This is a genomic window from Streptomyces sp. NPDC033221, assembly GCF_055577005.1.
The window spans coordinates 308,038-329,465 of sequence record NZ_JBVIQN010000008.1; the positions used below are offsets into that span (position 1 = coordinate 308,038).

27 protein-coding genes, 1 tRNA gene and 1 pseudogene are annotated in these 21,428 nt (G+C 70.3%); 25 read left to right on the forward strand and 4 right to left on the reverse strand.

Annotation, left to right across the window (positions count from 1 at the left end):
• Nucleotides 1-439 precede the first annotated feature (439 nt).
• A pseudogene (locus ACZ53K_RS13775) lies at nucleotides 440-826 on the forward strand (tyrosine-type recombinase/integrase); the annotation flags it as partial.
• A complete protein-coding gene (locus ACZ53K_RS13780) occupies nucleotides 777-1,250 on the forward strand; it encodes a hypothetical protein (protein ID WP_468835165.1) in 474 nt (157 codons plus the stop codon). The pseudogene ACZ53K_RS13775 and the gene ACZ53K_RS13780, both read left to right, overlap by 50 nt.
• Before the next feature lie 275 nt (nucleotides 1,251-1,525).
• On the opposite strand, the gene ACZ53K_RS13785 is transcribed toward ACZ53K_RS13780, so the two are convergent.
• Nucleotides 1,526-2,221: an HAD family hydrolase gene (locus tag ACZ53K_RS13785; protein ID WP_468835167.1), complete on the reverse strand. Its 696-nt coding sequence runs from the start codon at nucleotides 2,219-2,221 to the stop codon at nucleotides 1,526-1,528.
• Nucleotides 2,211-3,077, reverse strand: coding sequence for a winged helix-turn-helix domain-containing protein (locus ACZ53K_RS13790; protein WP_468835169.1), 867 nt, complete (start codon nucleotides 3,075-3,077; stop codon nucleotides 2,211-2,213). The genes ACZ53K_RS13785 and ACZ53K_RS13790 overlap by 11 nt, the downstream gene beginning before the upstream one ends.
• 410 nt (nucleotides 3,078-3,487) lie before the next feature.
• Between ACZ53K_RS13790 and ACZ53K_RS13795 the strand changes: the two genes are divergently transcribed.
• From ACZ53K_RS13795 to ACZ53K_RS13890, 20 genes are all read left to right on the forward strand, one after another.
• Entirely contained in the window at nucleotides 3,488-3,949 is a 462-nt protein-coding gene (locus ACZ53K_RS13795; RefSeq protein ID WP_468835171.1) for a hypothetical protein, read from the forward strand.
• Complete coding sequence (locus ACZ53K_RS13800; protein ID WP_468835174.1) at nucleotides 3,892-4,089, forward strand: hypothetical protein; 198 nt, start codon at nucleotides 3,892-3,894, stop codon at nucleotides 4,087-4,089. The genes ACZ53K_RS13795 and ACZ53K_RS13800 overlap by 58 nt, the downstream gene beginning before the upstream one ends.
• A gap of 76 nt (nucleotides 4,090-4,165) precedes the next feature.
• Nucleotides 4,166-4,345 (forward strand): hypothetical protein, encoded by a 180-nt coding sequence (locus ACZ53K_RS13805; RefSeq protein ID WP_468835177.1) that lies wholly within the window; start codon nucleotides 4,166-4,168, stop codon nucleotides 4,343-4,345.
• Between the two features lie 94 nt (nucleotides 4,346-4,439).
• Nucleotides 4,440-4,697, forward strand: coding sequence for a DUF6284 family protein (locus tag ACZ53K_RS13810; RefSeq protein WP_468835179.1), 258 nt, complete (start codon nucleotides 4,440-4,442; stop codon nucleotides 4,695-4,697).
• Nucleotides 4,694-5,146, forward strand: a complete 453-nt coding sequence (locus tag ACZ53K_RS13815; RefSeq protein WP_468835182.1) for a Pycsar system effector family protein — start codon at nucleotides 4,694-4,696, stop codon at nucleotides 5,144-5,146. The genes ACZ53K_RS13810 and ACZ53K_RS13815 overlap by 4 nt, the downstream gene beginning before the upstream one ends.
• Nucleotides 5,143-5,295, forward strand: coding sequence for a hypothetical protein (locus tag ACZ53K_RS13820; RefSeq protein ID WP_468835185.1), 153 nt, complete (start codon nucleotides 5,143-5,145; stop codon nucleotides 5,293-5,295). The genes ACZ53K_RS13815 and ACZ53K_RS13820 overlap by 4 nt, the downstream gene beginning before the upstream one ends.
• A complete protein-coding gene (locus ACZ53K_RS13825; RefSeq protein WP_468835188.1) occupies nucleotides 5,292-6,575 on the forward strand; it encodes a hypothetical protein in 1,284 nt (427 codons plus the stop codon). Before ACZ53K_RS13820 ends, ACZ53K_RS13825 begins: the two co-directional genes overlap by 4 nt.
• The gene (locus ACZ53K_RS13830) at nucleotides 6,575-6,922 is read left to right on the forward strand and encodes an RRQRL motif-containing zinc-binding protein (RefSeq protein ID WP_468835191.1); all 348 of its coding nucleotides are present in this window, start codon (nucleotides 6,575-6,577) and stop codon (nucleotides 6,920-6,922) included. Before ACZ53K_RS13825 ends, ACZ53K_RS13830 begins: the two co-directional genes overlap by 1 nt.
• Before the next feature lies 1 nt (nucleotide 6,923).
• A complete protein-coding gene (locus ACZ53K_RS13835) occupies nucleotides 6,924-7,241 on the forward strand; it encodes a hypothetical protein (RefSeq protein WP_468835194.1) in 318 nt (105 codons plus the stop codon).
• A gap of 2 nt (nucleotides 7,242-7,243) precedes the next feature.
• Nucleotides 7,244-7,414, forward strand: a complete 171-nt coding sequence (locus ACZ53K_RS13840) for a pRL2-8 (RefSeq protein WP_468835197.1) — start codon at nucleotides 7,244-7,246, stop codon at nucleotides 7,412-7,414.
• A gap of 124 nt (nucleotides 7,415-7,538) precedes the next feature.
• Nucleotides 7,539-9,659: an FtsK/SpoIIIE domain-containing protein gene (locus ACZ53K_RS13845; protein ID WP_468835200.1), complete on the forward strand. Its 2,121-nt coding sequence runs from the start codon at nucleotides 7,539-7,541 to the stop codon at nucleotides 9,657-9,659.
• 206 nt (nucleotides 9,660-9,865) lie between these two features.
• Complete coding sequence (locus tag ACZ53K_RS13850; RefSeq protein WP_468835204.1) at nucleotides 9,866-10,330, forward strand: hypothetical protein; 465 nt, start codon at nucleotides 9,866-9,868, stop codon at nucleotides 10,328-10,330.
• An 11-nt stretch (nucleotides 10,331-10,341) separates the two neighbouring features.
• Nucleotides 10,342-10,905 carry a hypothetical protein gene (locus tag ACZ53K_RS13855; protein ID WP_468835207.1) on the forward strand — a complete coding sequence of 188 codons (564 nt, stop codon included), beginning with the start codon at nucleotides 10,342-10,344 and terminating at the stop codon, nucleotides 10,903-10,905.
• Nucleotides 10,902-11,297 (forward strand): hypothetical protein, encoded by a 396-nt coding sequence (locus tag ACZ53K_RS13860; protein ID WP_468835211.1) that lies wholly within the window; start codon nucleotides 10,902-10,904, stop codon nucleotides 11,295-11,297. Before ACZ53K_RS13855 ends, ACZ53K_RS13860 begins: the two co-directional genes overlap by 4 nt.
• 119 nt (nucleotides 11,298-11,416) lie before the next feature.
• On the forward strand, nucleotides 11,417-12,148 hold the full coding sequence (locus ACZ53K_RS13865) for a DNA methylase (protein ID WP_468835214.1): 732 nt from the start codon (nucleotides 11,417-11,419) through the stop codon (nucleotides 12,146-12,148).
• A complete protein-coding gene (locus ACZ53K_RS13870) occupies nucleotides 12,145-12,324 on the forward strand; it encodes a hypothetical protein (protein WP_468835217.1) in 180 nt (59 codons plus the stop codon). The genes ACZ53K_RS13865 and ACZ53K_RS13870 overlap by 4 nt, the downstream gene beginning before the upstream one ends.
• Complete coding sequence (locus ACZ53K_RS13875; protein ID WP_468835220.1) at nucleotides 12,321-13,163, forward strand: bifunctional DNA primase/polymerase; 843 nt, start codon at nucleotides 12,321-12,323, stop codon at nucleotides 13,161-13,163. Before ACZ53K_RS13870 ends, ACZ53K_RS13875 begins: the two co-directional genes overlap by 4 nt.
• A gap of 2 nt (nucleotides 13,164-13,165) precedes the next feature.
• A complete protein-coding gene (locus tag ACZ53K_RS13880) occupies nucleotides 13,166-14,641 on the forward strand; it encodes an ATP-binding protein (RefSeq protein ID WP_468835223.1) in 1,476 nt (491 codons plus the stop codon).
• 474 nt (nucleotides 14,642-15,115) lie between these two features.
• Nucleotides 15,116-15,367 (forward strand): excisionase family DNA-binding protein, encoded by a 252-nt coding sequence (locus ACZ53K_RS13885; protein WP_468835226.1) that lies wholly within the window; start codon nucleotides 15,116-15,118, stop codon nucleotides 15,365-15,367.
• A gap of 32 nt (nucleotides 15,368-15,399) precedes the next feature.
• Nucleotides 15,400-16,557, forward strand: a complete 1,158-nt coding sequence (locus ACZ53K_RS13890; protein ID WP_468835273.1) for a tyrosine-type recombinase/integrase — start codon at nucleotides 15,400-15,402, stop codon at nucleotides 16,555-16,557.
• Nucleotides 16,558-16,608: 51 nt separating this feature from the next.
• On the opposite strand, the gene ACZ53K_RS13895 is transcribed toward ACZ53K_RS13890, so the two are convergent.
• A tRNA-Gly gene (locus tag ACZ53K_RS13895) sits at nucleotides 16,609-16,682 on the reverse strand.
• Nucleotides 16,683-17,243: 561 nt separating this feature from the next.
• Here ACZ53K_RS13895 and dcd point away from each other — a divergent pair.
• From dcd to ACZ53K_RS13910, 3 genes are all read left to right on the forward strand, one after another.
• Nucleotides 17,244-17,819: a dCTP deaminase gene (gene dcd, locus ACZ53K_RS13900; RefSeq protein ID WP_030017817.1), complete on the forward strand. Its 576-nt coding sequence runs from the start codon at nucleotides 17,244-17,246 to the stop codon at nucleotides 17,817-17,819.
• Nucleotides 17,820-17,835: 16 nt separating this feature from the next.
• Entirely contained in the window at nucleotides 17,836-18,333 is a 498-nt protein-coding gene (locus tag ACZ53K_RS13905; protein WP_468835229.1) for a phosphoribosyltransferase, read from the forward strand.
• 254 nt (nucleotides 18,334-18,587) lie between these two features.
• A complete protein-coding gene (locus tag ACZ53K_RS13910) occupies nucleotides 18,588-20,120 on the forward strand; it encodes a ricin-type beta-trefoil lectin domain protein (RefSeq protein WP_468835232.1) in 1,533 nt (510 codons plus the stop codon).
• Nucleotides 20,121-20,222: 102 nt separating this feature from the next.
• Here ACZ53K_RS13910 and ACZ53K_RS13915 read toward each other — a convergent pair whose 3' ends face one another.
• Nucleotides 20,223-21,236, reverse strand: coding sequence for a Yip1 family protein (locus tag ACZ53K_RS13915; RefSeq protein WP_468835276.1), 1,014 nt, complete (start codon nucleotides 21,234-21,236; stop codon nucleotides 20,223-20,225).
• Nucleotides 21,237-21,428 lie beyond the last annotated feature (192 nt).

Consider the following 21,428-nt stretch of genomic DNA (forward strand, 5'->3'; position numbering starts at 1 on the left):
CGCGGACAAATTTCGTGACATGGGGCAGCTTCCTGGGACTTCATCGATTGGTTCTGTGCCTGGAAGCTGACACCGCCTGTCGTTCGGAGTGGTCAACGCCCGGTTTTTCTGCGGGGCGGTGTCGATGAATTCTGGAAATGCCCGGGGCCTTGCGGCGGGAGCATCAAAGGTGCTCTGTCCGGTGAGAGACGACGGTGCCGCCGAAGGTCAGGGGCGATGTGTATGCGGCGATCCGTCGCGATGCCCGGGCGGGGTTGTCGTGCCGGGCGTTGATACGCGAGCGCGGAGTGGGATTCACACGGTGAAGGCGGCGCGGGAAACGACTGGATGCTTACAAAAGATGCTGCGGACGGACAAGGGAGGCTGCATGATGCTCGGGGGTGGGCGCCCGACTCCCAGAAGGTAGGGAATGGAATTGAGGTGAGCACGTCTGGGTGGCGCCGGGAAGCGGGAAATCGCGGTGCCGCAGTTCGTGCTCACGGACTTATGCCGGCACCTGGACTGGTTCGCGGAGTCAGGCCCGGAGGGCCTGGTCTTCGTCGGCGAGCGCGGGGCACCATTCCGCCGGTCCACCTTCGGGCGCACGTACCGCAAGGCGCGGGAGAAGGCGGGTCTGCCCGACGGCTTTCGCTTCTACGACCTGCGGGGCACCGGCAACACCCTGACCGCCGGCACCGGCACCGGCACCGGCACCGGCACCGGCACCGGCGCCAAGCTGAGGGACCTCATGGTCCACGCCGGCCATTGCAGCGCGCGAGCCCAGTTGATCTACCCCTGTGGCGGAGACGGACGCCGAGTCAGTCGATGCGGCCGTGGCCTTGGGTGACCGCTACACCAAGACGCTGGGGCTGCTCACGGCGCCCGCGTACCGCAAGCACGCGAGCGATGGTGGTCTGCTCGTCGCGGTCGAGCATGGCGAGGTCATCGGGCAGGCACGCATCGCGGCGGTCAGTGTCGGCTCTCCCCGGGAGGTATGGCGCGATCACCGTTCCCGGGCCGGCATCCCCTGCGCGGAATTCTGGGAGAGCCCGTCCCGGTGTAGACCGGAGTCGGCAATCAGTGGCCGGGTCGGCAGGCAGTCGGCCCGGCCCTCGTCGTTCGCCTCGGGGGCGGCAGCGCCGCGAGTATGTTCGGGCGCATCGTTGCAGGCCACCCGGTGGAGCGTGACGCGGGCCATGGAAATCGCGTCTCGTGTTTCGGGATGCCGGGTCGCCCGGAAGAGGGCCGTGGCCGTCAACTCGGTGCGTTGATCGGCGCCTTGTGGCACGCGAATGGCACGCGGCCCCGAATTGGTCCAGACAACAAACAAGTCCCAGGCCGCTGACCTGGGACTTCGTTATGGAGCGGGTGACGGGAATCGAACCCGCGCTCTGAGCTTGGGAATCCCGGGTGATCAGCCCTCTGGGCCCTCTGTGGCCAGCCATTACGTGGACAACCGTGCACCCGTACGCCGCACTTCGTTGACCGTCATTGACCGCTGTTTACCGCCCCAGGTGGTGCGCAGGTGGTGCGCGAACGGGTGGGGCTACCCGGGGTCCGATGTGAGTACGTCAGCCACGTCGGCCATGTCCGTGATCACAGCATCGGCCCTCGCTTCGGACAGAGCGAGGTCCTTGTGAGGCTTGTTGGCGAAGCCGATCGACATCGCTCCGGCAGTACGGGCGGCTTCGATGTCTGTCACCGAGTCCCCAATGAGCGTGCAGTGTTTTGGGGGAACGCCAAGTCGTTCGGCGGCGAGCAAAAGCGAGTGAGGATCGGGCTTCATCAGGTCCGGCCGGTAGGCGGCGCGTCCGATCACCTCGTGCACTAGGTGGTGAAGGTTGTGTAGCGCCAGAAATGCCCGTACACAAGCCGTGGAATTATTGCTGACCACGGCAAGCTTTCGTCCGGATGAGTGCGCTGCTTTGAGTGCGGCGACTGCGCCGGGAATCGGCAAGCCGGCGACCTTCACGGCCGAAACTTCGGCGTCGGTCAACGCTTCCTCGACTGCTCGAATGACGGGCTCGCCACCCTGGACTGCGAGGCGCAGAATCTCCATCGGGTCTTCAAGGCCGCGCGCCTTGCCGCTGAGGGCCACGTCGTGTCCAGCCACGACGTCCGTGAGGTCCCGGGCGACGCCGGAGGCGGGCAGGCCTGCGAACACGTCGCAGACCGGCCCGTCAAAGTCGAACAGGAGCCCGATGGACTCCCCAATGACCGTAGCGAGCTTGTCACTTTCCATCAGGGCCGAGGTCCCTTCCGATGGTGCCCCAAACGCTGTCGAACCACATGCGCGCCTGCTCGACCTGCTGCGCTCCACTCGATGACTCGCCTTCGTTCACCGAGTAGTGGAAAAGCGTGGCATCGGCCCCTACGAGGTCGTAGATCTCAATGGCCTCGCCCTCCGCGACCACCTTGTTGGGGCGGATGGGGTAGTACCCGAAAAACGCGTCTTCCTTGTTGATCACGTACAGCTTGAAGAACTGCGTTCCCGTGTGGACACGCACGCTCACCTTGGTTTCCGGTACCAGACCGAGAACGCTCAGCTCATGGATCGAGTTGGTGATGCTGCGCGTGAAGCCGACCATCATGTCGTGCATGCGGCGGCGTAGGCGTGGGTCGTCCGTCCCGTCTTCGCGTCGCACAGGCGCGGCATGTGGCACCGACATGTCCGGCACCAGGATTCGGATGGCGATGCTCGAAGGGGTCAGGCGGCCAACGCGAATCTTGTCGATGGGCTCTTGAAGGGTGCTGTGCAGGGTCTCGCTGGAGAAGCCGGCGAAGTCGATCGAGACGTTGGTACTGGCAAACGCCTGCTCGACATACGGGCGGAGACCGGCCGGCCGTTCAGTGCGGTTGCGGACGTATACGCCGCTGCCCTTACGGGACACAACGAGACCTTCGTCCTCCAGGTCCCGGAGGGCCCGCTGGATCGTGGCGCGAGCGAATCCGTACAGCTCGGTCAGTGTCTTGTGTGAGGGGAGCTTGTCGCCGGGGCCTAGCTTCTTCGTCCGAATGGCGGCGCCAAGACTGCTCGCCACCTGCTCAAACGGCGGCCGGTCGTCGTCCGGGTCCAGGGGTTCGGGCGTGAAGGTCATGCCTCGATGCTACGTCCTTTCCCGGCGATCAGAGCAGCCAGGCTAGCCAGGTGTTGACATGACTAGCCATGCTGGCTACGTTGTTCTCGTACCCACCGGGCTAGCCAAGTTGGTCAGGCCGGAGGGTGTGTTCGACCCGGCAAGTGCCGCCCGGACGCCCCGGTGAAAGGGGGTGAAAGGAAGCGGTCGTTCCTTGAGAACTCAACAGTGTGCTGAGGGAATCCCGCCCCACCTCGCGCCAAGCGGGCGGGCGCGTACGGGTCTTGCCCCGTACGCGGTACAGCGCTTCTTGACCTCTCCGCAGCCCGACCGCTGCGGCCGGTTGCCTCCGCTGCTCGTCTCGAACGAGCAGCGCTGAGGGGAGCCGCGATCACTCGTACTCCACTCACCTCAACTTCGAGAGGGACCTGATGGAAACCACGATCGCCAGCATCATTGCCGTGCTCGGCACCCTGGGCGGTGCCCTGGTCGCCGGCGTGCTGCAAAGCCGCAGTGCGGCCCGCAGCGAACAGGCCGCGCTGCGCGAGCAGTTACGGCGTGAGCAGCAGGACGCCGCGCTAGCGCTGATCAAGGCGGTGAAGGCACACCGCCGCAACTGCTACACCCGCTGGAAGCTCAAGACGCTGCGCGCCTCGGGCGAGGCGCAGGAGGCGGCACGCTTCGTGAGCTGGGACACCCGCTCGGATGCGACTGACGCGCTGGACGCGCTCCAGCTCGTCACCGACGACACCGAGCTTCTGCACCGTGCAAGTGCAGTGGTCGGCACGTCGTTGGCGCTGAGCGAGGTGGACGACGCCACCACGCAGGAGCCGTCATGGCGAAGAACCGGGACAACCGCAACGAGGCCGCCGGCGCCGAGGCCGACGACCTGACGCAGATCGGGACCGTCACCGGCGCGACGAACCTGGGCTCGAACGGCAGGGCCGCCAACACCGAGGTCCATGGCGACGGCACCACCGTCATCAACGGCGACCACACGCACACCAACGTCAGCCACACCTTCAACCGCTGACCTGCTGCCCGATCCGCCGGTCGCGTACCGGCGGTGAGGGGAGCCGGGACAGCCCCGGCCCGGAAGGAGACCGGCCATGGCGAAGAACGAGGGCATCGACATCGCGGCCTACGCCCAGACGGTGATCGAGTCCGTCGACACCCCGACCCACCTGGGCTCCGGGGACCAGATCACCGGCACGCAGGTCAACGGCGAGGCCCCCACCGTCATCGACGGTGATGGCGTCTACGTCCAGATCAGCCGCGACTTCGGCTGACCGACACCCCGGCACACCCATGAACGGCGCGCGGCCCCGGGGATGCACCCCCGGGGCCGCTTCGGGCCGTCCCATCTGGAAGGACACACGACCCATGACCACTGTACGAATGCTGACGGCCGTCGGGGACCCGGAGCAGGGTCCGACGGCGGCGGAGCTGGACGCGATCGAGCAGGAGATGCCCGTCATCCTCGCGGAACGGGACCTGCTGGACGCGCACATCTCGATCCTGGACCGCGCCCCGAACGAGCTGGACGAGCAGCGTATCCGCCGGGCCCGGCGCCGGCTGCTGGCCGCGCGCCGGGACCTGGCCAACCGCACCGCCGTGGACGTGCCGGAGGTGGGGGCATGAGCACGCTGCCCGAGGCACTGGCCGCCGCGCACGCCGAGGTGAAGACGGAGATCGCCCGCACGGACACGAAGGTCGCGCTGCTGAGCGCCTTCAACGGTGCGGTACTGCTGGGCGCCGCCACGGCAGCCACGTCGGTTCGCGTGCCGCTGCCCGGCCGCTTCGTCGGGTCCCTGGGGGTGCTCGCGCTGCTGGCCGCGGTCGCGCTGCTGCTGACGACGGTCCGCCCCGACCTGACCGGCGCCCGTACCGGGTTCCCGCGGTGGGCGACGCTGACCGGCGAGCAGATCCGCGACGAGCTGAGCCACGACCGACGGGCCCAGCACATCCGGGTCCTGTCGCGCATCGCGGTCGCCAAGTACGGCCGGCTGCGCCGCGCCATCGACCTGACCCTCGTCGGCGGTCTGCTGCTGGTGGTGGCCGCCGCTCTCACGGTGGGAGGCGTCCGGTGAAGCGTCGCCTGCGCCCCACGCTGCGGCATCGCCTCTACCGCCGCCTGCACCCCCGCGCCTACCGCGCCGGACAGCTCGCCGAACAGCGCCACCTCCTCGACGGCGCCCTGGACTACACCTACACCGGCCCGGTCGGGGGTGCGGCATGAGCGATGTGGCCACCTGGCGTGAACAGCGCCGCCTGGACGCCGCAGCCGCCGAGGAGCGACGCACGGCACGGCAGTGGGCCGAGGATGATCGGGCCGCGCGGCTGCGGGACCTGGCGCGCACCGACCGGGACGCCGACCGGGCGGCCCGGTTGCGGCGCCGCCAGGAGCGGGCCGGTCGGCGGTCGGCGGCCTTGACGCCGGAGCACGTCTACCGGCGCGGCACGCTCGCCCTGGTCGTCGCTTCCGGGTTGGCGTCCCTGCCCGCGCAGGTCCTGCACTTCGTGGGCGTCTCGCCGCTGCTGCTGCCCCTGCCGCTCGCCCTGGAGGGCGCAGCGTGGGTGATGGCCGCCGGTGTCGCCTACGCCGACGCCCGCCGCCTGCCCGGCTGGGTGCGGTGGCTGCTGCGCGCCCTGGTGGTGGCCTGTGCCGGGTTCGCGGCGTGGGTCAACTACGGCTACGGCACGGGCCTGGCCGGTCACGGGCTGAGCGCGGCCGATGCCGCCACGGTGGGTGCCGGGCTGGCCGCGGTCACCCTGCTGGGTCCGGCCGTCTTTGAGATCCGGCAATGGGTGTCCACCCTGTCGGCCGCGGCCGGAGACCAGGACGCCCGGCGCGAGCGGCGTCATGCCCGGCGTCGGCGGTGGCACCACCGGGAGGTGTGCAAGGTCGCCGATCGGCTGCTGTCCGCCGCCCCGATCGGCCACCTGACGCCGGGCGACGCCTGGGACCGCGCGTGGTCGATCGTGCACGGTGCCGACGCACCGGGCATGACGCCCGATCTGCACCGCAAGGCCGTGCAGTCGGCCGACCGGATGCGCCAGGCCCAAACCCCCGCCCCAGCAGCCGAGGTACCCGACCCGGACCCGGCACCGGACCCGAACGCAAAACCGCAGGAAACGACCCCTAGTACCGTAAAGCGGTCTAGGACTGACCTGCGCCGATCGGCCGGTCCGGCCCCGGCGTCGGTCGGTGCGGGATCGGCGGCTCCGGTCCTCGATTCGGCACCGGTGGTGGTGCGGCCGGTCACGGTGGTGGCCGCCGCATCGGCCCGCCCCCGTCGGGCGACCGGCCGGGTGCCGCAGTCGGCCCGATCGGCGGCGCCGAAGCGCACCGCCGAGCAGTTGCTGGCCGAAGCCCGGTCGGCGACCGAGGGCTGGCCGGTCGAGGACCTGACCGCCGAGGCGATCCGCCGGGCGGTCCGGTGCGCCCCGGCCAAGGCCCGGGTCCTGCGCGAGACGCTGCAAGCCGAACGGGCCGACTCCGAGCGCGCGGCGTCCTGATGGGGGCGCTGCCGGTGTTCCGGTGGCGCCTGGCCCCGGACGGCTACGCCACCCGCCGCCAACTCCGCTCCCGCGGACTGCGGCCCGGTGGTCAGTGCGTCGCAGCACAGCTCGAACGGCCGCGCCGCCGCCGGGGCCCGCTGGTCGCCTACCTCTACCGCATCGACCTCGCCCAACCGGTCAGGCCCATGACGCCGGGCCGGTGGGCGGCGCTGGACGCCGCGAATCGGGCCCGGCGCACCTGCCCCGGCTGCCGGCGTGACGCGGGCTACGTCATCCCCACTTCGCTCGGCACCTGCGTGCCGTGCGCCGACCCGGACCCGCAGGGGTCCGATGGGAGTTCTTGAGATGGGCAACTCCGACCTCCGCCGCCTGGACCGTGAGATCCGGGAGACGACGAAGAAGCTCGAAGCGGTCCGCCGGGGTGAGCGGTGGCCGCTGAACGGCCGTGAGCGCCGGGCCCTGGCCCGCGCCCTGGCCGCCGGGTCCTACCGCTACGCCCGCGGCCGCGACACGAGCGGTGCCGAGGAGCAGATGGAGGCGGCCGGCTCCGCCGCCGAGCTGCGGCTGACAGCCGAGCTGACCGCCCTGCACGGCGAGCGGCAGCGCCTGATCACCGAGGCAGCGCGTGCCAAGGCCGCGAAGAAGTCTTCGGGGCGGTGGTGACGATGGCCGCACGGCAGGCGCCGCCGGGCGAGTGCCCGCAGTGCTGGGAGCACGCCCACGACCGGAGCGCGCACCGCGACCTCGGTCCCCGCGAGGACTGCCCGCAGTGCGTGGACCACTTGATCAACGGCCACCCCTACCTCGTGCCCCAAAAGGCATCCCGGTGGTGGTGAGCAGGGACAACCGCGCCCGGTGCGGGCGCTGATCGCACCGCCGGGGCGGCCGTCCCTGCACGGACCCGGCCGCCCCGGCTCTCCCTCGCATCCGCCCCAAGGGGCAGTCAGGAGAGCTTTCAGCATGTCTGAGAACGTCGTCCAGCTCCACAAGCCCGAGCCCGCCGACCCGCCCGACGAGAACACGTCGGTGACCACCCTGACCGTCGTACCCGACGCCCCGCCGGTGCCGCTGTGGGTGCGCTCCGGGCGCGCGGTCAAGGCGGCCGTCACCCACGAGTCGACGCGGGCGGCGGTGCGGGCGGTGGCCCGGCACGGCCTCTACACGGTCAACGGTGGGCGGATCGTGGCCCGGCGTACCTGGGACGGCCGCACCGGTGCCCGCTACGAGCGGATGCTCCGGGCCGCCGAAGCCACGGGCAACTACGAGGCGGCCACCGAGTGGGAGGAACGGTTGCAGCGCTTCCGCGCCGCCCGCCACCACCGCCGCATGGACCTGCTCCACTCCCCGGTGGACGCCGTCAAGGGCGTCGCCGTCGGCGCGGGCATGAGCATCGGCGTGCTGGTCGCGCTCGGGGTGGTCATGGCGCTGAACACCAAGCACATCGGGGACGTGATCACCCCGCTGTCCGCGACGGTCGACTTCATCGCCCTGCTGATCCGCATCGTGCGCATCGTGTGGGGCCCCGCCCTCACGATCGGCCCGCTGCTGGCCCTGCTCGCCCTGTGGTCGGTCGGCCGCAAGCAGCAGGCCGCACCCAACTGGGCACTGCCCGCCAACGTTCGCTCCGATGAGGGGGAGCCGATCACCCCCTCGATCGTGGTCAAGGCGCTGCGGGACCTGGGGGTTTCGGCGCTGCGCAACGCCATCAAGGAGATGGGCGACGCCGGCGCCTCGATGCTGGGCCCGATCACCATCGCCGGATGCGGCGTCGAGGTCGACGTGACCCTCCCGTCGGGGGTGTCGACGATCGAGGTGCAGGGGCGTCGCCGGAAGCTGGCGGAGAACCTGACCCGCCACGAGCACGAGGTGTTCATCACCATCCCGCAGGCTGCCCGTACGGTGCGGCTGTGGATCGCCGACTCCGGCGCGCTGGACGAGCCGATCGGCCCGTCCCCGCTGGTCACCGACGAGACGCTGACCGCCAACTACAAGACCGGGAAGGCGCCGTGGGGTCAGGACCTGCGCGGAGACGCCGCAGAACTGAGCCTCTACCAAAGGCACCTGCTGATCACCGGCCGCTCGAACCAGGGCAAGACCGCCGCCCTGCGCTCCCTCGCCCTGTGGCTGGCGCTGGATCGCTCGGTGCAGTTCTGGTTGGGCGACCTCAAGGGCGTCGGGGACTGGGCCATGTTCGACGGCATCGCGGACGTGCTCATCCAGGGCCCTTCCGACGACCACGTCGTCCAGGTCACCAAGATGGTGGAGGACGCCGTCGGCGAGATGAACCGCCGGATCGAGGTGCGCTGCACCGACCCGAACGCTGTCTTCCCGCCGCTGATCGTGCTGGTGGATGAGGCGCAGGTGGCGTTCATGTGCCCGGCCAAGGACGAGGAGAAGCGGCCCTACGGCGGGGCCAAGGCCACCAGTCGGTACTTCATGGCCGTGCGCAAAATCCACAACCAGGGGCGTGCGGTGGACGTGCTGATGTGGCAGGGCACGCAGGACCCCACCGACCAGAACCTTCCCAAGCTGGTCCGCGAGGGTGCCCACACCCGCGCCTCCCTCGTGCTCGGCACCGAGACGCAGTCCCGGATGGCGCTGGGAGACAAGGCCGTGGACGACGGCGCCGCGCCGCACCTACTGCGCCAAGGGCTGGACAAGGGCACCCTCGTGGTCGCCTCCGACGGCATCGACATGCCCACCGGCCAGTCCTCCATCACGGTGCGTACGCACTTCATCGATGACGAGCCGGCCGCCGAGATCGCCGAGCGGGCCAAGGCGCTGCGCGATGGCGTGACCACGCTGCACGCCGTGGAGCGCGGCGAGGAGCGTGATCCGCTGGCCGACATCGCCGACGCCATCGGCGATGTCGAGCGCCCGCTGACCGCCGACATCCTCAAGCGGCTGTCGCTGCTGAACGCGGACGCCTACGGCTCGTGGACCTTCGCCGACCTCAAGCGTGTTCTGGAGGCGCATGGGGTGGAGCCGTACAAGTCGCATGGCCGCATGGTCGTGCGCCGCGACGCCGTCCGTGCTGCGCTCGCCGACCGTGCGGACGACGATTCCGCTTCTGCCTTCTGAGCCGGGGAGGCAGTGCCCTGCGGGCCGGGGAGGCGGGGAGAACTCCCCAACCGCCTCCCCGGACCGCCTCCCCCACGCTGATCAGCGAAAACAGCGCTTCGGGGAGGCGGGGAGGCGCGCAGGTCAGCACCCCTGAAACCCCCTCCAGGCGCACCCCCGCAGGGGGTGTCTCTGCCTCCCCATCCGTTCCCGTGAAGGGATTCCGCATGTACCCCGAACCCGCCCGCCACGGGGCCGACGAGCGGGCCGTGGAGGTCCACCGGCCCGCACCCATCACCCCCGCTGCCATGACACCGGCCCCGGCCGTACCCGTGCAGCCGGGCACCGTCCCGGCGGTGTCGAGCGTGGTCCTGCCGGACGGCCGGATCATCACCGGCTACGCCATCGAACCGGCCCATCCCGAACCGGTCGCGGCCAAGCCCGTCGTCTCGCGCGCAGCGGTGAACATCGCACTCGGGGGCGTCGGGTTCCTCGCCGCGTGCGGCGGGCTGCTGCTGCTCACCTCGTTCATCGCGGCCCTGGCCGCTCTGGTCGCGAAGCTCATCGTCCTGGCTGCCGTCATCTTCGGCGGCTGGGTCGCCGTGCAGCTCTTTGGCACGAGCAGCCGCGGCGGCGGGACCACGGTCAACATCCGCAAGGCAGTCATCAAGCGCAACCACTTCCACAGCTAAGGGAGCCCCGCGTGTTCGAGATCCGCGTGATCTGCGACCCTGACGACACCGGCACCGTCACCACCGCGCTCGAAGGCGCCTTCCGCACCGGCGCCGTACGCCGCCTGCCGTCCCGGGTCCCGGGCAAGGCCCGGCTGTACGTCACCGCCGACCACCGGCCCGCCCCCGAGCAGCCGGCCACCGTGTGGCCGACGCCGGATGCCGCCTACGCCGCCGCGCCGAGCATCACCGACGAACTGGCCTGGACTGCTGAGACGGCAGTGGCCGCGATGCACCGCCGCGGCCCGGCCGACCGCACGTTCTACCTGCGCAAGGCCGCGGTCCTGGACCGCATCGCGCTCCTGGACGACGACATCGACGTCACCAGCGACTCCAACGAGGTCGCCACCGACGCCGCCCGCTTCCTGCTCGCCCTGGACCGCAACCACACGGGCGACAGCCCCAACGCCGGCACCGTCCTGCCGCAGACCCTGGACGCCGCCCGCGACCCCCGCGGCTACATCCGCCAGGAATACGCCGCCTGGCGCCGCCGGAACCTGGCGGGCGCTGACCGGCCCGCGCCGGAGGCGCCGTGAACCGGCTGTTGCGCGGCCCGGACGGCCGCCACTGGCAAGAGCGTGACGACCACTTCGACACAGAGGTCAAGCAGTGGGTGGCCGAGCTGACGGCGGCGGTGCAGGACCCGGACACCGGCCGGTGGACGCCCGACCGTCACGGTGAGCGCATCACGGTGACGGGAGTCCCGGCCCATTCCGGATACACCGAGGTCTCCGCCGACCCGCTCCACGAACCGTGCATCGCTCACCTGCACCGGCTCGTGACCGGGCTGATGGCCGACTTCGAGCAGCAGACCGGCGCCCCGCACCCGCGCGCCACCGACCTGGCCCACGCCCTGGAAGACGTGGCCATGCACTCGGAGCAACTGCGGCGCCGCCCCCGAAACCCGCCCCCGCGCCGCGGTCGCTGACCACGGCGGCGTCCAAGCCCAGAACTCTCACACGCACCGAGAGCGGCCCCAACCTCACGCCAATGAACCGGGGCCGCCCTCGTCTGCCAGCGCTGAACACAGAACTGGAGGTCTCCAGCATGACTCAACCTGCCCCCGTCCGGCGAGACGCCGCCCGGCCGTTTAGGCCGCGGCTGCTGGATGCGTACTGCTGCATCGGCGGCGCGGCCCGCGGCTACCAGCGCGCCGGCTTCCACGTCACCGGCGTGGACACCGTGCCCCAACCCGACTACGCCGGCGACGTGTTCGTGCAGGGGGATGCGGTCGAGTACATCCGTGCGCACGGCATGGAGTTCGCCTTCATCCACGCCTCTCCGCCCTGCCAGAGCCACAGCGCCCCCACCAAGGGCACCAACGCCGCCCGCAACGCGACCGTCGGCCGCATCCACCCCGACCTGATCGCCCCGACCCGCGCCGCGCTGGATGCGGTCGGCGTGCCGTACGCAATTGAGAACGTGCCGGGCAGCAGCGTGCGCAAGGACGTGCGGCTGTGCGGCGAATCCTTCGGGCTGGCCGTGCTCATGCACCGCTATTTCGAACTCGGCGGCTGGACCATCCCCCAGCCGCCGCACCCGCGGCACCGTGGCCGGGTGCGGGGTTGGCGGCACGGGCAGTACTTCGACGGCCCGTACGTGGCCGCGTACGGCTCCGGCGGCGGCAAAGCCACCGTGGACGAGATCCGCCAGGCCAAGGGCATCGACTGGTCCACCGACCACTTCCGCCTCCGCGAAGCCCTCCCACCCGCCTACACCGAATGGATCGGCCGCACCTACCTGGCCAGCATCCGCGCAGGGCTGGAGGTGGCGGCATGAGCGCGGACAACTTCCCCGCCGTCAACTGCGACGGGCCCGGCTGCCACAACGCCACCCACCATGCCATGTCCCGCACCGTCACCGAGGTGCGCCGCCTGCGCCGGGCCGAGGGCTGGCACGCCCGCCCCCGCGGACGCGACATCTGCCCCGCCTGCTGGAAGGACGGTCACCGATGACACCCCCGCCTTTCCGTACGGCCCTGGAACTCGCCGCGGCCGGGGTGCCGGTGCTGCCACTACGCAAGGGCAAGGTCCCCTTCGCCAACTGCCGCACGTGCCTCTACACCTCATGCGGCGGGCGCCCGAACATGAAGACCCCCGGCCCCTGCACCTGCCCGGCCCCCTGCCACGGATGGGCCGCCGCCACCGCCGACCCCGGCGTCATCACCTCGCCTGCATGGGCGAGCGCATGGCAGGGCGCCGGGGCGGTCGCCTACCACCCCGGCGGCGCCGGCCTGACGGTCGTGGATCTCGACGACGAGGCGGCCATCACCTGGGCACAGGCCAGCCTGCCGCGCACCGTGGTCGTGGCGACCACCCGCGGCCAGCACTGGCTCTACCGCGGCACCATGCCGTCAGCCAACGCGGTCCGGCCCGGCGTGGACGTCAAGTCCCGCATGGCCTACGCCCGCTGGCTGGGAGTCGGGGCCGAGGTGCTGACTCGCGTGGCCGACCTGCCCGACGCCGTGCGCGCACTGACCGCGAAGAAGCCGCCCGTGATCCGGCCGGTCGACACCGTGCCCGCGCCCGCCGGCGGCGGACAGTGCCCTCACCGCACGCCCGCCTACCTGGAGCGGGGCATCACCATGGCGGAGCAGCGCATCACCGACGCCCACAGCGGGGTCCACACGACCGTGTACCGGACCTTCCTCGCGGTGCTGTCGGCCCACGGGTGGTGCGGCTGCCTGACCGACACACACATCGCGCGGCTGTTCACCGCTGCGCAGGCCAAGGGTGAATCCCCGCGGCACTGCGCCGACGCGTGGGCCAACGCCCGCACCGCCCTGGGGGTGTAGCCGTGTCCGAGGACGACAAGACTCCGGCCCGCGAGATCATCACCGACTACGCGCAAGCGCACTTCCGGTACTTCCGCACTGCGGACGGGACCGTGTACGCGCAGAAGAACGGCCACCCCGTGGCCCGCCCGATCCGCTCCCAGGGCACCACCGGCAGCCACCGCCAGGAACTCATGGTCGGGCTCTTCCGCGACGGGCTCGGCGTGTTCAACGGCACCGCCATGAAGGAGGCACTGGACTTGATCGAAGCACTCGCGCTGACCGAGAACGTACAGCCCGTGCACATCCGCGTCGCCCCCGGCTTCGACGGGGCGACGTGGCTGGACCTGGGACGCGCCGACGGGCAGTCGGTGCGCATCCACCCCACCGGATGGGACATCGCCGTTCCGGACCCGCGGGAGGTGTGCTGGCGCCGTACCCAGCTCACCGGGGAGCTGCCCCTGCCGGCCAAAGAATCCGACGGCAAGGGCATCGACCTGCTGCTGAGGCTGTGCAACTTCGCCACCGCGCAGACCGAATGCCTGGCCATCGCCTGGCTGATCGGCTGCCTGGGCCCGTCGGTGCCCGTCCCCGCCCCGTTCCTCACCGGCCCGCAGGGGGCGGGCAAGTCCACCGGCGGCCGGATGCTCGTGCGGATCATCGAGGGCATGAGCGGGGACCTGCGCCGCGCGCCGAAGGACGAGGAGAATCTGATCGCGGCGGTGGCGGCCGGATGGGTCACCGCCCTGGACAACCTCTCCCACATGACCCCGGACCTGTCGGACGCGATGTGCTGCATCGTCACCGGCGCCGAGAACGTCAAACGTGCCCTGTTCACCGACGGGGACGTCTTCCGCGCCCGCTACCGCCGCCCCCTGCTGCTGACCGGTATCGATGTGGGTGTCATCCGGCCCGACCTCGCCGAACGGCTGCTTCCGCTGCGGCTGGAGCGTCCGCGGGTGCGGCGCACGGAGGCGGAGCTGTGGGCGGAGTACGCCGAGGTGCTGCCCGTCGTGCTCGGTTCGCTGCTGGACCTGACAGTCAAGGTCCGCGCGGCGCAGGCGGAGACCCCCACCGACCTGCGGATGGCGGACTTCGCCCACCTGTGCGCACAGCTCGACACGGCCACCGGCTGGGCCACGCTCGACGCCTACCGGGCCAGCCTGGACGACCTCAACGACGATGTCATCGAGGGCGACCTTCTCGCACAGACCGTCCTGCGACACGCCGAGACCATGGAGGCGGGCGCGGCGCAGCAGATGACCTCCACGGAGTGGCTGCACTGCCTCAGCCGCCTCTACACCGGCGAGGACTTCCGCCCCCTGCCCAAAGGCTGGCCGACCACCGGCAAAGTCCTCTCCGACCGCCTCAAGCGCCTCCAACCGACCCTCGCCGCCCGCGGGGTGCTCATCGACTCAGGCCGCACCAGGGAAGGCCGCTACCTCGAAATGACCCGCGCGCAAACCCCGCCCTCACACGAGCAGGAGCAGGCGTTCTGACTGGCCGCCGCGCGGTGGTCCGGACAAGCAAGAAGAGCACCATCCGCCACGCCCCGGGTGCTCCTCTTGCTGTTCGGCGGCAGCGCCGCCCCGCAATGGCCGCGCCGCGCAGCGGCTCCTTCTTCACGCCCTGAGCCGCACCACACCACTACAGACGCCCCTCTTCTTTCCTAAGTAGGGGACGGCTGCGTCACTGCGTCACCCGCAGGCGAAAAAGCGGGCCCTGAACTGCGAAAACAGCCCGTGACGCAGACCCCGAAGTCTGCGTCATCCTGCGTCACCTGCGTCACCGATGACGAACGGCCTGCGTCACCGGTGACGCACCCCCAACGCTCTGCGTCACCGAAAACCCGCAGGTCAGGCCGCCTAAGTGACGCAGGTGACGCGGTGACGCAGAAATCCGCACCTAGGACAGATGCGCCCACGGAAACCGCCTCTACCTCCCCCCGACTGGCCGCGAAGGAGACCCAAGCGATGTCCCGCCTGTCCATCGTGAAGACGCGTAGCACGAACGCTGTCGTGCTCGAACCGCAGCTCACAGTTCGCCAAGCCGCCGTGTACCTGGGTGGGGAGCGCTTCGTACGGCGCCTCATCGCTGAACGGCGCATCACCTACGTCAAGGACCGTCACCGCGTACTCATCCCGGAAAGCGCCGTCGCCGAGTACCTGGCAGCTCGTACGGTCCCCGCTCTCCCGTCTGGCTCCCGTCGCAGGAGGGTGGCGTAGTGCCCAAGAAAGGCCCGAAGAAGGGCAAGTCCATGCGGCGCTTCGGAGCGGTGCGGCAGTACCGCTCCGGCCGCTGGACGGCTTCCTATATCGACCCCACCGGGGAGCGTCAGAGAGCGCCCGAATCGTTCGACACCAAATCCGATGCGGAAGTCTGGCTCTCCCAGGTGGAGGCTGACATCTCCCGCCGGACCTGGCGAGACCCGAACGCGGGCGCGGTGAATTTTGAGGAGTACGCCGATAAGTGGGTGACCGAACGCGGTGTTGGTGCCACCACAGAGGAGTTGTACCGGCGCCTGCTGCGCCTGCACATCCTGCCGGCCTTCGGGGAACAGGACTTGGACGAAATCACTCCGCCGAAGGTGCGGGAGTGGCGGGCCGAGCGGCTGTCGACCACCAAGGCCGCCACGACCGTGGCGAAGTCGTACCGGCTGCTCAAGGCCATCATGGAGACGGCGACCGATGACGAACTGATTCGGCGTAATCCCTGCCGGATCAGGGGCGCCGGCCAGGAGTCGGCCGCTGAACGGGAGATTGCCACCGTGGATCAGGTGGACGCTCTCGCCGATGCGGTCGGCCCCCGCTGGCGACTGATGGTCTACCTGGGCGCGTACGGCCCCATGCGGCCGGAGGAGCAGGCGGAGCTACGCCGCAAGGACGTTGATCTGGACGCCGTAACGATCCGGGTGCGGCAGGCCGCTCCGGAACTGACCACTGGCAGGCGCGTTCTGGGGGATACCAAGTCGGACGCGGGCAAGCGGTACGTCGTCCTGCCCGACTTCCTGCGCGAGGACCTGCGGCGCCATCTCGACTGGTACGCGGAGAAGGGGAAGGGGGCGGAAGGACTCCTCTTTGTGGGGGAGAAGGGGGCGCCGTTTCGTCGTTCCTCCTTCGGACGGAAGTGGCGAAGGGCACGCGCCAAGGTCGGGATGCCGGACGGCTTCCGCTTCTACGACCTTCGTCACACCGGGCACACCCTCTCGACCCGATCAGGCGCGACCCTCAAGGACACGATGGTCCGTGCCGGACAGTCATCCGAAAAGGCGGCGCTTATCTATCAGCACTCCGACCGGGAGCGTCAGAAAGAGGTGGCCGACGGGATCGGCAAGCTGGTGCGGGCCGCGCGGCAGCGGGGCGCTGAGCAGCAGAAACGGGGCGCAGGTGGTGCGGAGGTGGTGCGCGGCGCCTGAATCGGTCTAGACAACAAACAAGGCCCAGGTCTGCGACCTGGGCCTTAACTCTGGAGCGGGTGACGGGAATCGAACCCGCGCTCTGAGCTTGGGAAGCTCATGTTCTACCATTAAACTACACCCGCTTGAGCGCCGCCCGTAGTGAGGGCGGTGCAGCGTCGCACACTCTACCCCATGGCCGACCCCCGGTGCGTTTGCCCGTGGGGTTTGTTCGTGTGTGCGGGGTGGGATGGGGGCTGGGGCGCGGGAGTTGGGGCGTACGGTTGGGGGGCGGAGTGCCGCTTTCGGTGGTGCCCAGTTCATCCCCTAATGTGGCTTTTGTTGTCCACGCACTTGGGAGAGGGACTTGATGGAGCGCACCGTCGTACGTTGTGCCGAAGGGCACGTGTTCAGCACCGCTTCGTTTCCCCTGCAGGCCACGGACCGGCTCGGCCCCGGCCGGCTGCTGCGGTGTCCGCGCTGTGCGCGGCTGCGGCATTCGGTGCCGGTGGCGGGTGACAAGCGCTGAGCGTTGAGAGCTGAAGCCGGGTGGTGAGGCGAAGCGGACGGCAGCCGGTGGAGCGGCTGTGAGATTTCCGGGCGAGGGCCCGGTCCCGGGAGCGGGACCGGGCCCTCGCCTGTGGGAGGGGACGGGCTCCGGGCGGTGGTGTGCGGGGCGGGCCGGGGTGGGCGCGTATCCTCGATGCGTGCTTCTCTCAGACAAGGACATCCGGACCGAGATCGACGCGGGCCGGGTCCGCATCGATCCCTACGACGAGTCGATGGTGCAGCCGTCGAGTATCGATGTGCGCCTCGACCGGTACTTCCGGGTGTTCGAGAACCACCGGTACCCGCACATCGACCCCGCGGTGGAGCAGCAGGACCTGACGCGCGAGGTGGTGCCGGAGGGGGACGAGGCGTTCATCCTGCACCCCGGTGAGTTCGTGCTCGCCTCGACGTACGAGGTCATCACGCTGCCCGACGATCTCGCCTCGCGGCTGGAGGGGAAGAGCTCGCTGGGGCGGCTGGGGCTGCTGACGCACTCGACGGCCGGCTTCATCGACCCGGGTTTCAGTGGGCATGTCACGCTGGAGCTGAGCAATGTCGCGACGCTGCCGATCAAGCTGTGGCCCGGCATGAAGATCGGCCAGCTGTGCATGTTCCGGCTGACGTCGGCCGCCGAGCACCCGTACGGCTCCGCCAAGTACGGCTCGCGGTATCAGGGCCAGCGGGGGCCGACGCCCTCGCGGTCGTTCCAGAATTTTCATCGGACACAGGTCTGAGGGTGCGAGAGAACCAGTGAGTGGTGTGCGGGAGAACCTGACGTACGAGCGCTTCGGTGGCGCGATTCGTGACCTGGCGCAGACGATCGCCGACGACGGGTACGAGCCCGACATCGTGCTGTCGATCGCGCGCGGCGGCGTCTTCGTGGCCGGCGGCCTGGCGTACGCGCTGGACTGCAAGAACATCCATCTGGTGAACGTGGAGTTCTACACGGGCGTCGGTACGACCCTGGAGATGCCGGTCATGCTGGCACCCGTACCGAACGCGATCGACTTCTCGGACAAGAAGGTCCTGATCGCGGACGACGTGGCGGACACCGGCAAGACGCTGAAGCTGGTGCACGACTTCTGCCTGGGGACGGTGGCCGAGGTCCGCAGCGCGGTGATCTACGAGAAGTCGCACTCGCTGGTGAAGTGCGAGTACGTGTGGAAGCGCACGGACGAGTGGATCAACTTCCCGTGGAGCGTCGAGCCGCCGGTGGTGCGGCGAGAGGGGCAGGTTCTCGACGCCTGATCGAGGGCGGCTGCCCGAAGGCGGCAGAGCGAGGAGTCCGGCCGGTGGCCGGGCGGAGGAAGCGCATCGGGCGGTGACGGCCCGGTGCGCTTCTCGTCGTTCGGGCCGGGACTTCCGCGTGTTTCCGGCGTGCCGTCCGGGTTTAGAGGGCGGGCTGTGAATTCGGGCCAATCCCGTTCCGGGTGTTCCACCGGTCACTACCTACGAGTAGAAACCGGCGGTGACAGCAGACCGGAAGCCGGGGAGGCCCAAGGGTGCGAGTGAGAGCGGGGCGGCTGGTGGCCGCCGCAGCGGCGTTGGCGGTGGGGTTCGGCGGAGCGGGCGTGGTCGCGGGGGTGGGCGCCGGTACGGCGGCGGCCGCCCCGGCGGGGTCCGCGGCGGCCAAGCCGCTGCCGCCCGAACTGGAGAAGATCCGGGCGGCCGAGGCCGTGAAGCTGTACGGGGACGCCGCCGAGCGGCCGGCCGCGCAGCGGAAGTCGTCCCTGATCTCGCTGGGGGACAGTGAGATATCGGGGGAGGGGGTGGGGACGTACGAGTCCGGGACGAACGGGCCGGACAACTGGTGCCACCGTTCGCCCGACGCGGCCATCCACCGGACCGGGATACCGGCGGACGTGACGTACAACGTCGCCTGTTCCGGGGCGTACACGGGGAACATCAACATCGGCGGTACCAAGCAGTACGCCGACGAGCTGGTGCAGAGCGACAACCTGGCGGTCAAGGCCAGGAACACCCGGCTGAAGATGGTGCTGCTGGTCGCCGGGGCCAACGACGACCTGCAGTTCGGGCCGGTGATGACGGACTGCGTCACCCGCTGGTTCACGTTGCAGGGGCCCTGCGAGCCCAAGTACCAGCCCGGGTGGCAGGGGCGCGTCGACGCGCTGGTGCCCAAGGTCGAGAAGAGCGTGCGCGACCTGCGGACCGTGATGCGCGACGCGGGGTACGCGGACGGTGACTACAAGCTGGTCGTGATGGGCTACCCGAGCCCGATCGGGCCGGACGTGGAGGACAACCCGAACTTCCCGGGCAAGCTGCCGGGCGGCTGCACGGGCTACACCTCCGACTCCGCGTGGGGCCGCAACACGGCCGTACCGGCCTTCGAGAAGGGGATGCGGAAGGTCGCGGCGGACACCGGCGCGACCTACCTCGACAACTCGCGGCTCTTCCACGGGCACGAGGTGTGCATGGAGGACACCTGGGCCCGCGGGCTGTACGTGGACCTGACGAACCCCTTCCCGCCGAACGCCAACTCCGTACGGCAGTCCTTCCACCCGAACGTGCGCGGCCACGGCGCCTTCGCCTCCTGCCTCACGCAGCTGTACGGGTCGGACCGGCGCGAGGCCTCCTGCGCCGACCCCGCGAGCACCGGGCAGCCGAAGCTGTACCCGCTGGCCTGGGACGACGTGTACAAGCCGCTGAAGAACACCGGTACCGGCAGCTGTGTGGACGCCAAGGGCGCGAGCAGCGGTAACGGTACGGCGGTCGTGGGCTGGGACTGCAACGGCCAGCGAAACCAGGACTGGTGGCAGGACACGGAGCGCCGCTCGGTGCACGTCGGGCTGACGCAGGACCGGTGCCTGGACGTGCCGGGCGCCAAGTACGAGGCCGGGGCCGGCCTGGTGCTGTGGAACTGCTCGGGCGCGGCCAACCAGCAGTTCACGAAGGACGCCGCGAACGGGTCGGTCCGGCCGGCGGCCGCGCCGGGGCTGTGCCTGACGCTGGGCTCGGCCAAGGACGCGGTACGGCTGCAGAAGTGTGACGGGTCGGCGGCGCAGCGGTTCGTGTAGCGCCGGTACGTCCGTACGCCGGTACGCCGGTACGCCCGTACGGGGAAGGCCCCGCTCCGGAGCGGAGCGGGGCCTTCCCCAGCAGGCGGTACGGGCGTGCGGTCAGAGTGTGCCGAGCTTGACCAGCGCCAGCAGCGCGACCAGCTGGATCGCGGAGGCGCCCAGCGCCTTGGGCCACGGCAGATCGTGCGACTTGCTCACCATCGAGGTGAAGAGCGCGCCCGCGGCCAGCCAGGTGGCCCAGCCCACGACCTGCACCAGCGTGCTGTCGCCGCCCAGGAACATCGCGAAGAGCAGTCGCGGCGCGTCCGTCACCGACATGATCAGCATGGACAGGCCGACGGTCGGCTGCCAGGCGCCGTCGCCGCCGAGCTGGCGGGCGAGGGTGTGGGTGACCGCGCCCAGGATCAGCCCGCCGATGACGAACATCACGGCGGTGATCAGCACCCACGGGATGCTGTTGGAGAGCGTGGCGTTCAGCACGTCCTCGCGGGCCTTGTCGAAGCCGAAGACCGCGAGCAGGCCGTAGACGAAGGTGACGATCAGGGCCGGGCCCCAGACCGGGTGGTCACGCATCTGCCAGAACGTCGGGTTCGGGCGGGTGACCAGGCCGGTCAGCAGCTGCTTCCAGTGCAGGCGGGGGCCGGCCGGCGGGGCCGTGGTCTGGCCCGCGCGGTAGGTGCCGCCGTCGCCGTACCCGTCGTCGCCGTACGGGCCGCCGCCGGGGCCGCCGTGCCCGTATCCGCCGTTGTCGTAGCCGCCGTTCGACGGGCCGCCGGGCGCGCCGTACGCGTCCGGGGCCTCGCCGACGCTGAACTGCTGGGTGTGGCCCGGGCTGTTGTCGTTGGCGTACGGGGCGTAGGACTGCTGTTGCGGCTGATAGCCGCCGTCACCGAAGTACTCGGGCTCGCCGTGTCCGTCGCCGCCGTGCGGGCCTGCGGGATGCGGGCCGCCGTACGGCTGCGGGGGCTGCGGCGGCCGGTGCGCTTGCTGCTGCCACTGCCCGTGCGGAGACGGGGGCTGCTGCCCGTACGGCTGTCCCTGCTGCCCGTACGGAGCCGGCTGCCCCTGCTGCTGCCCCTGCTGCGCGGAACGGGCGTCCCGTCCGCGACCCATCCTGAATCCAGCCACGTCATCGAACGTACCTGGTCTGGGAGGCTGCGGGGCCGGGGCCGGGTGCTCGGGGCGGCTTTGCTGCCGACCTGTGACATCCCCTAGACGATTAGTTCCGATGTGGCTTAGTGGTCGTAGGCGATCAGTGACCTGGTGGTGGGTGCGCCGATGGTGCGGTTGTGCCATATGGCGCAG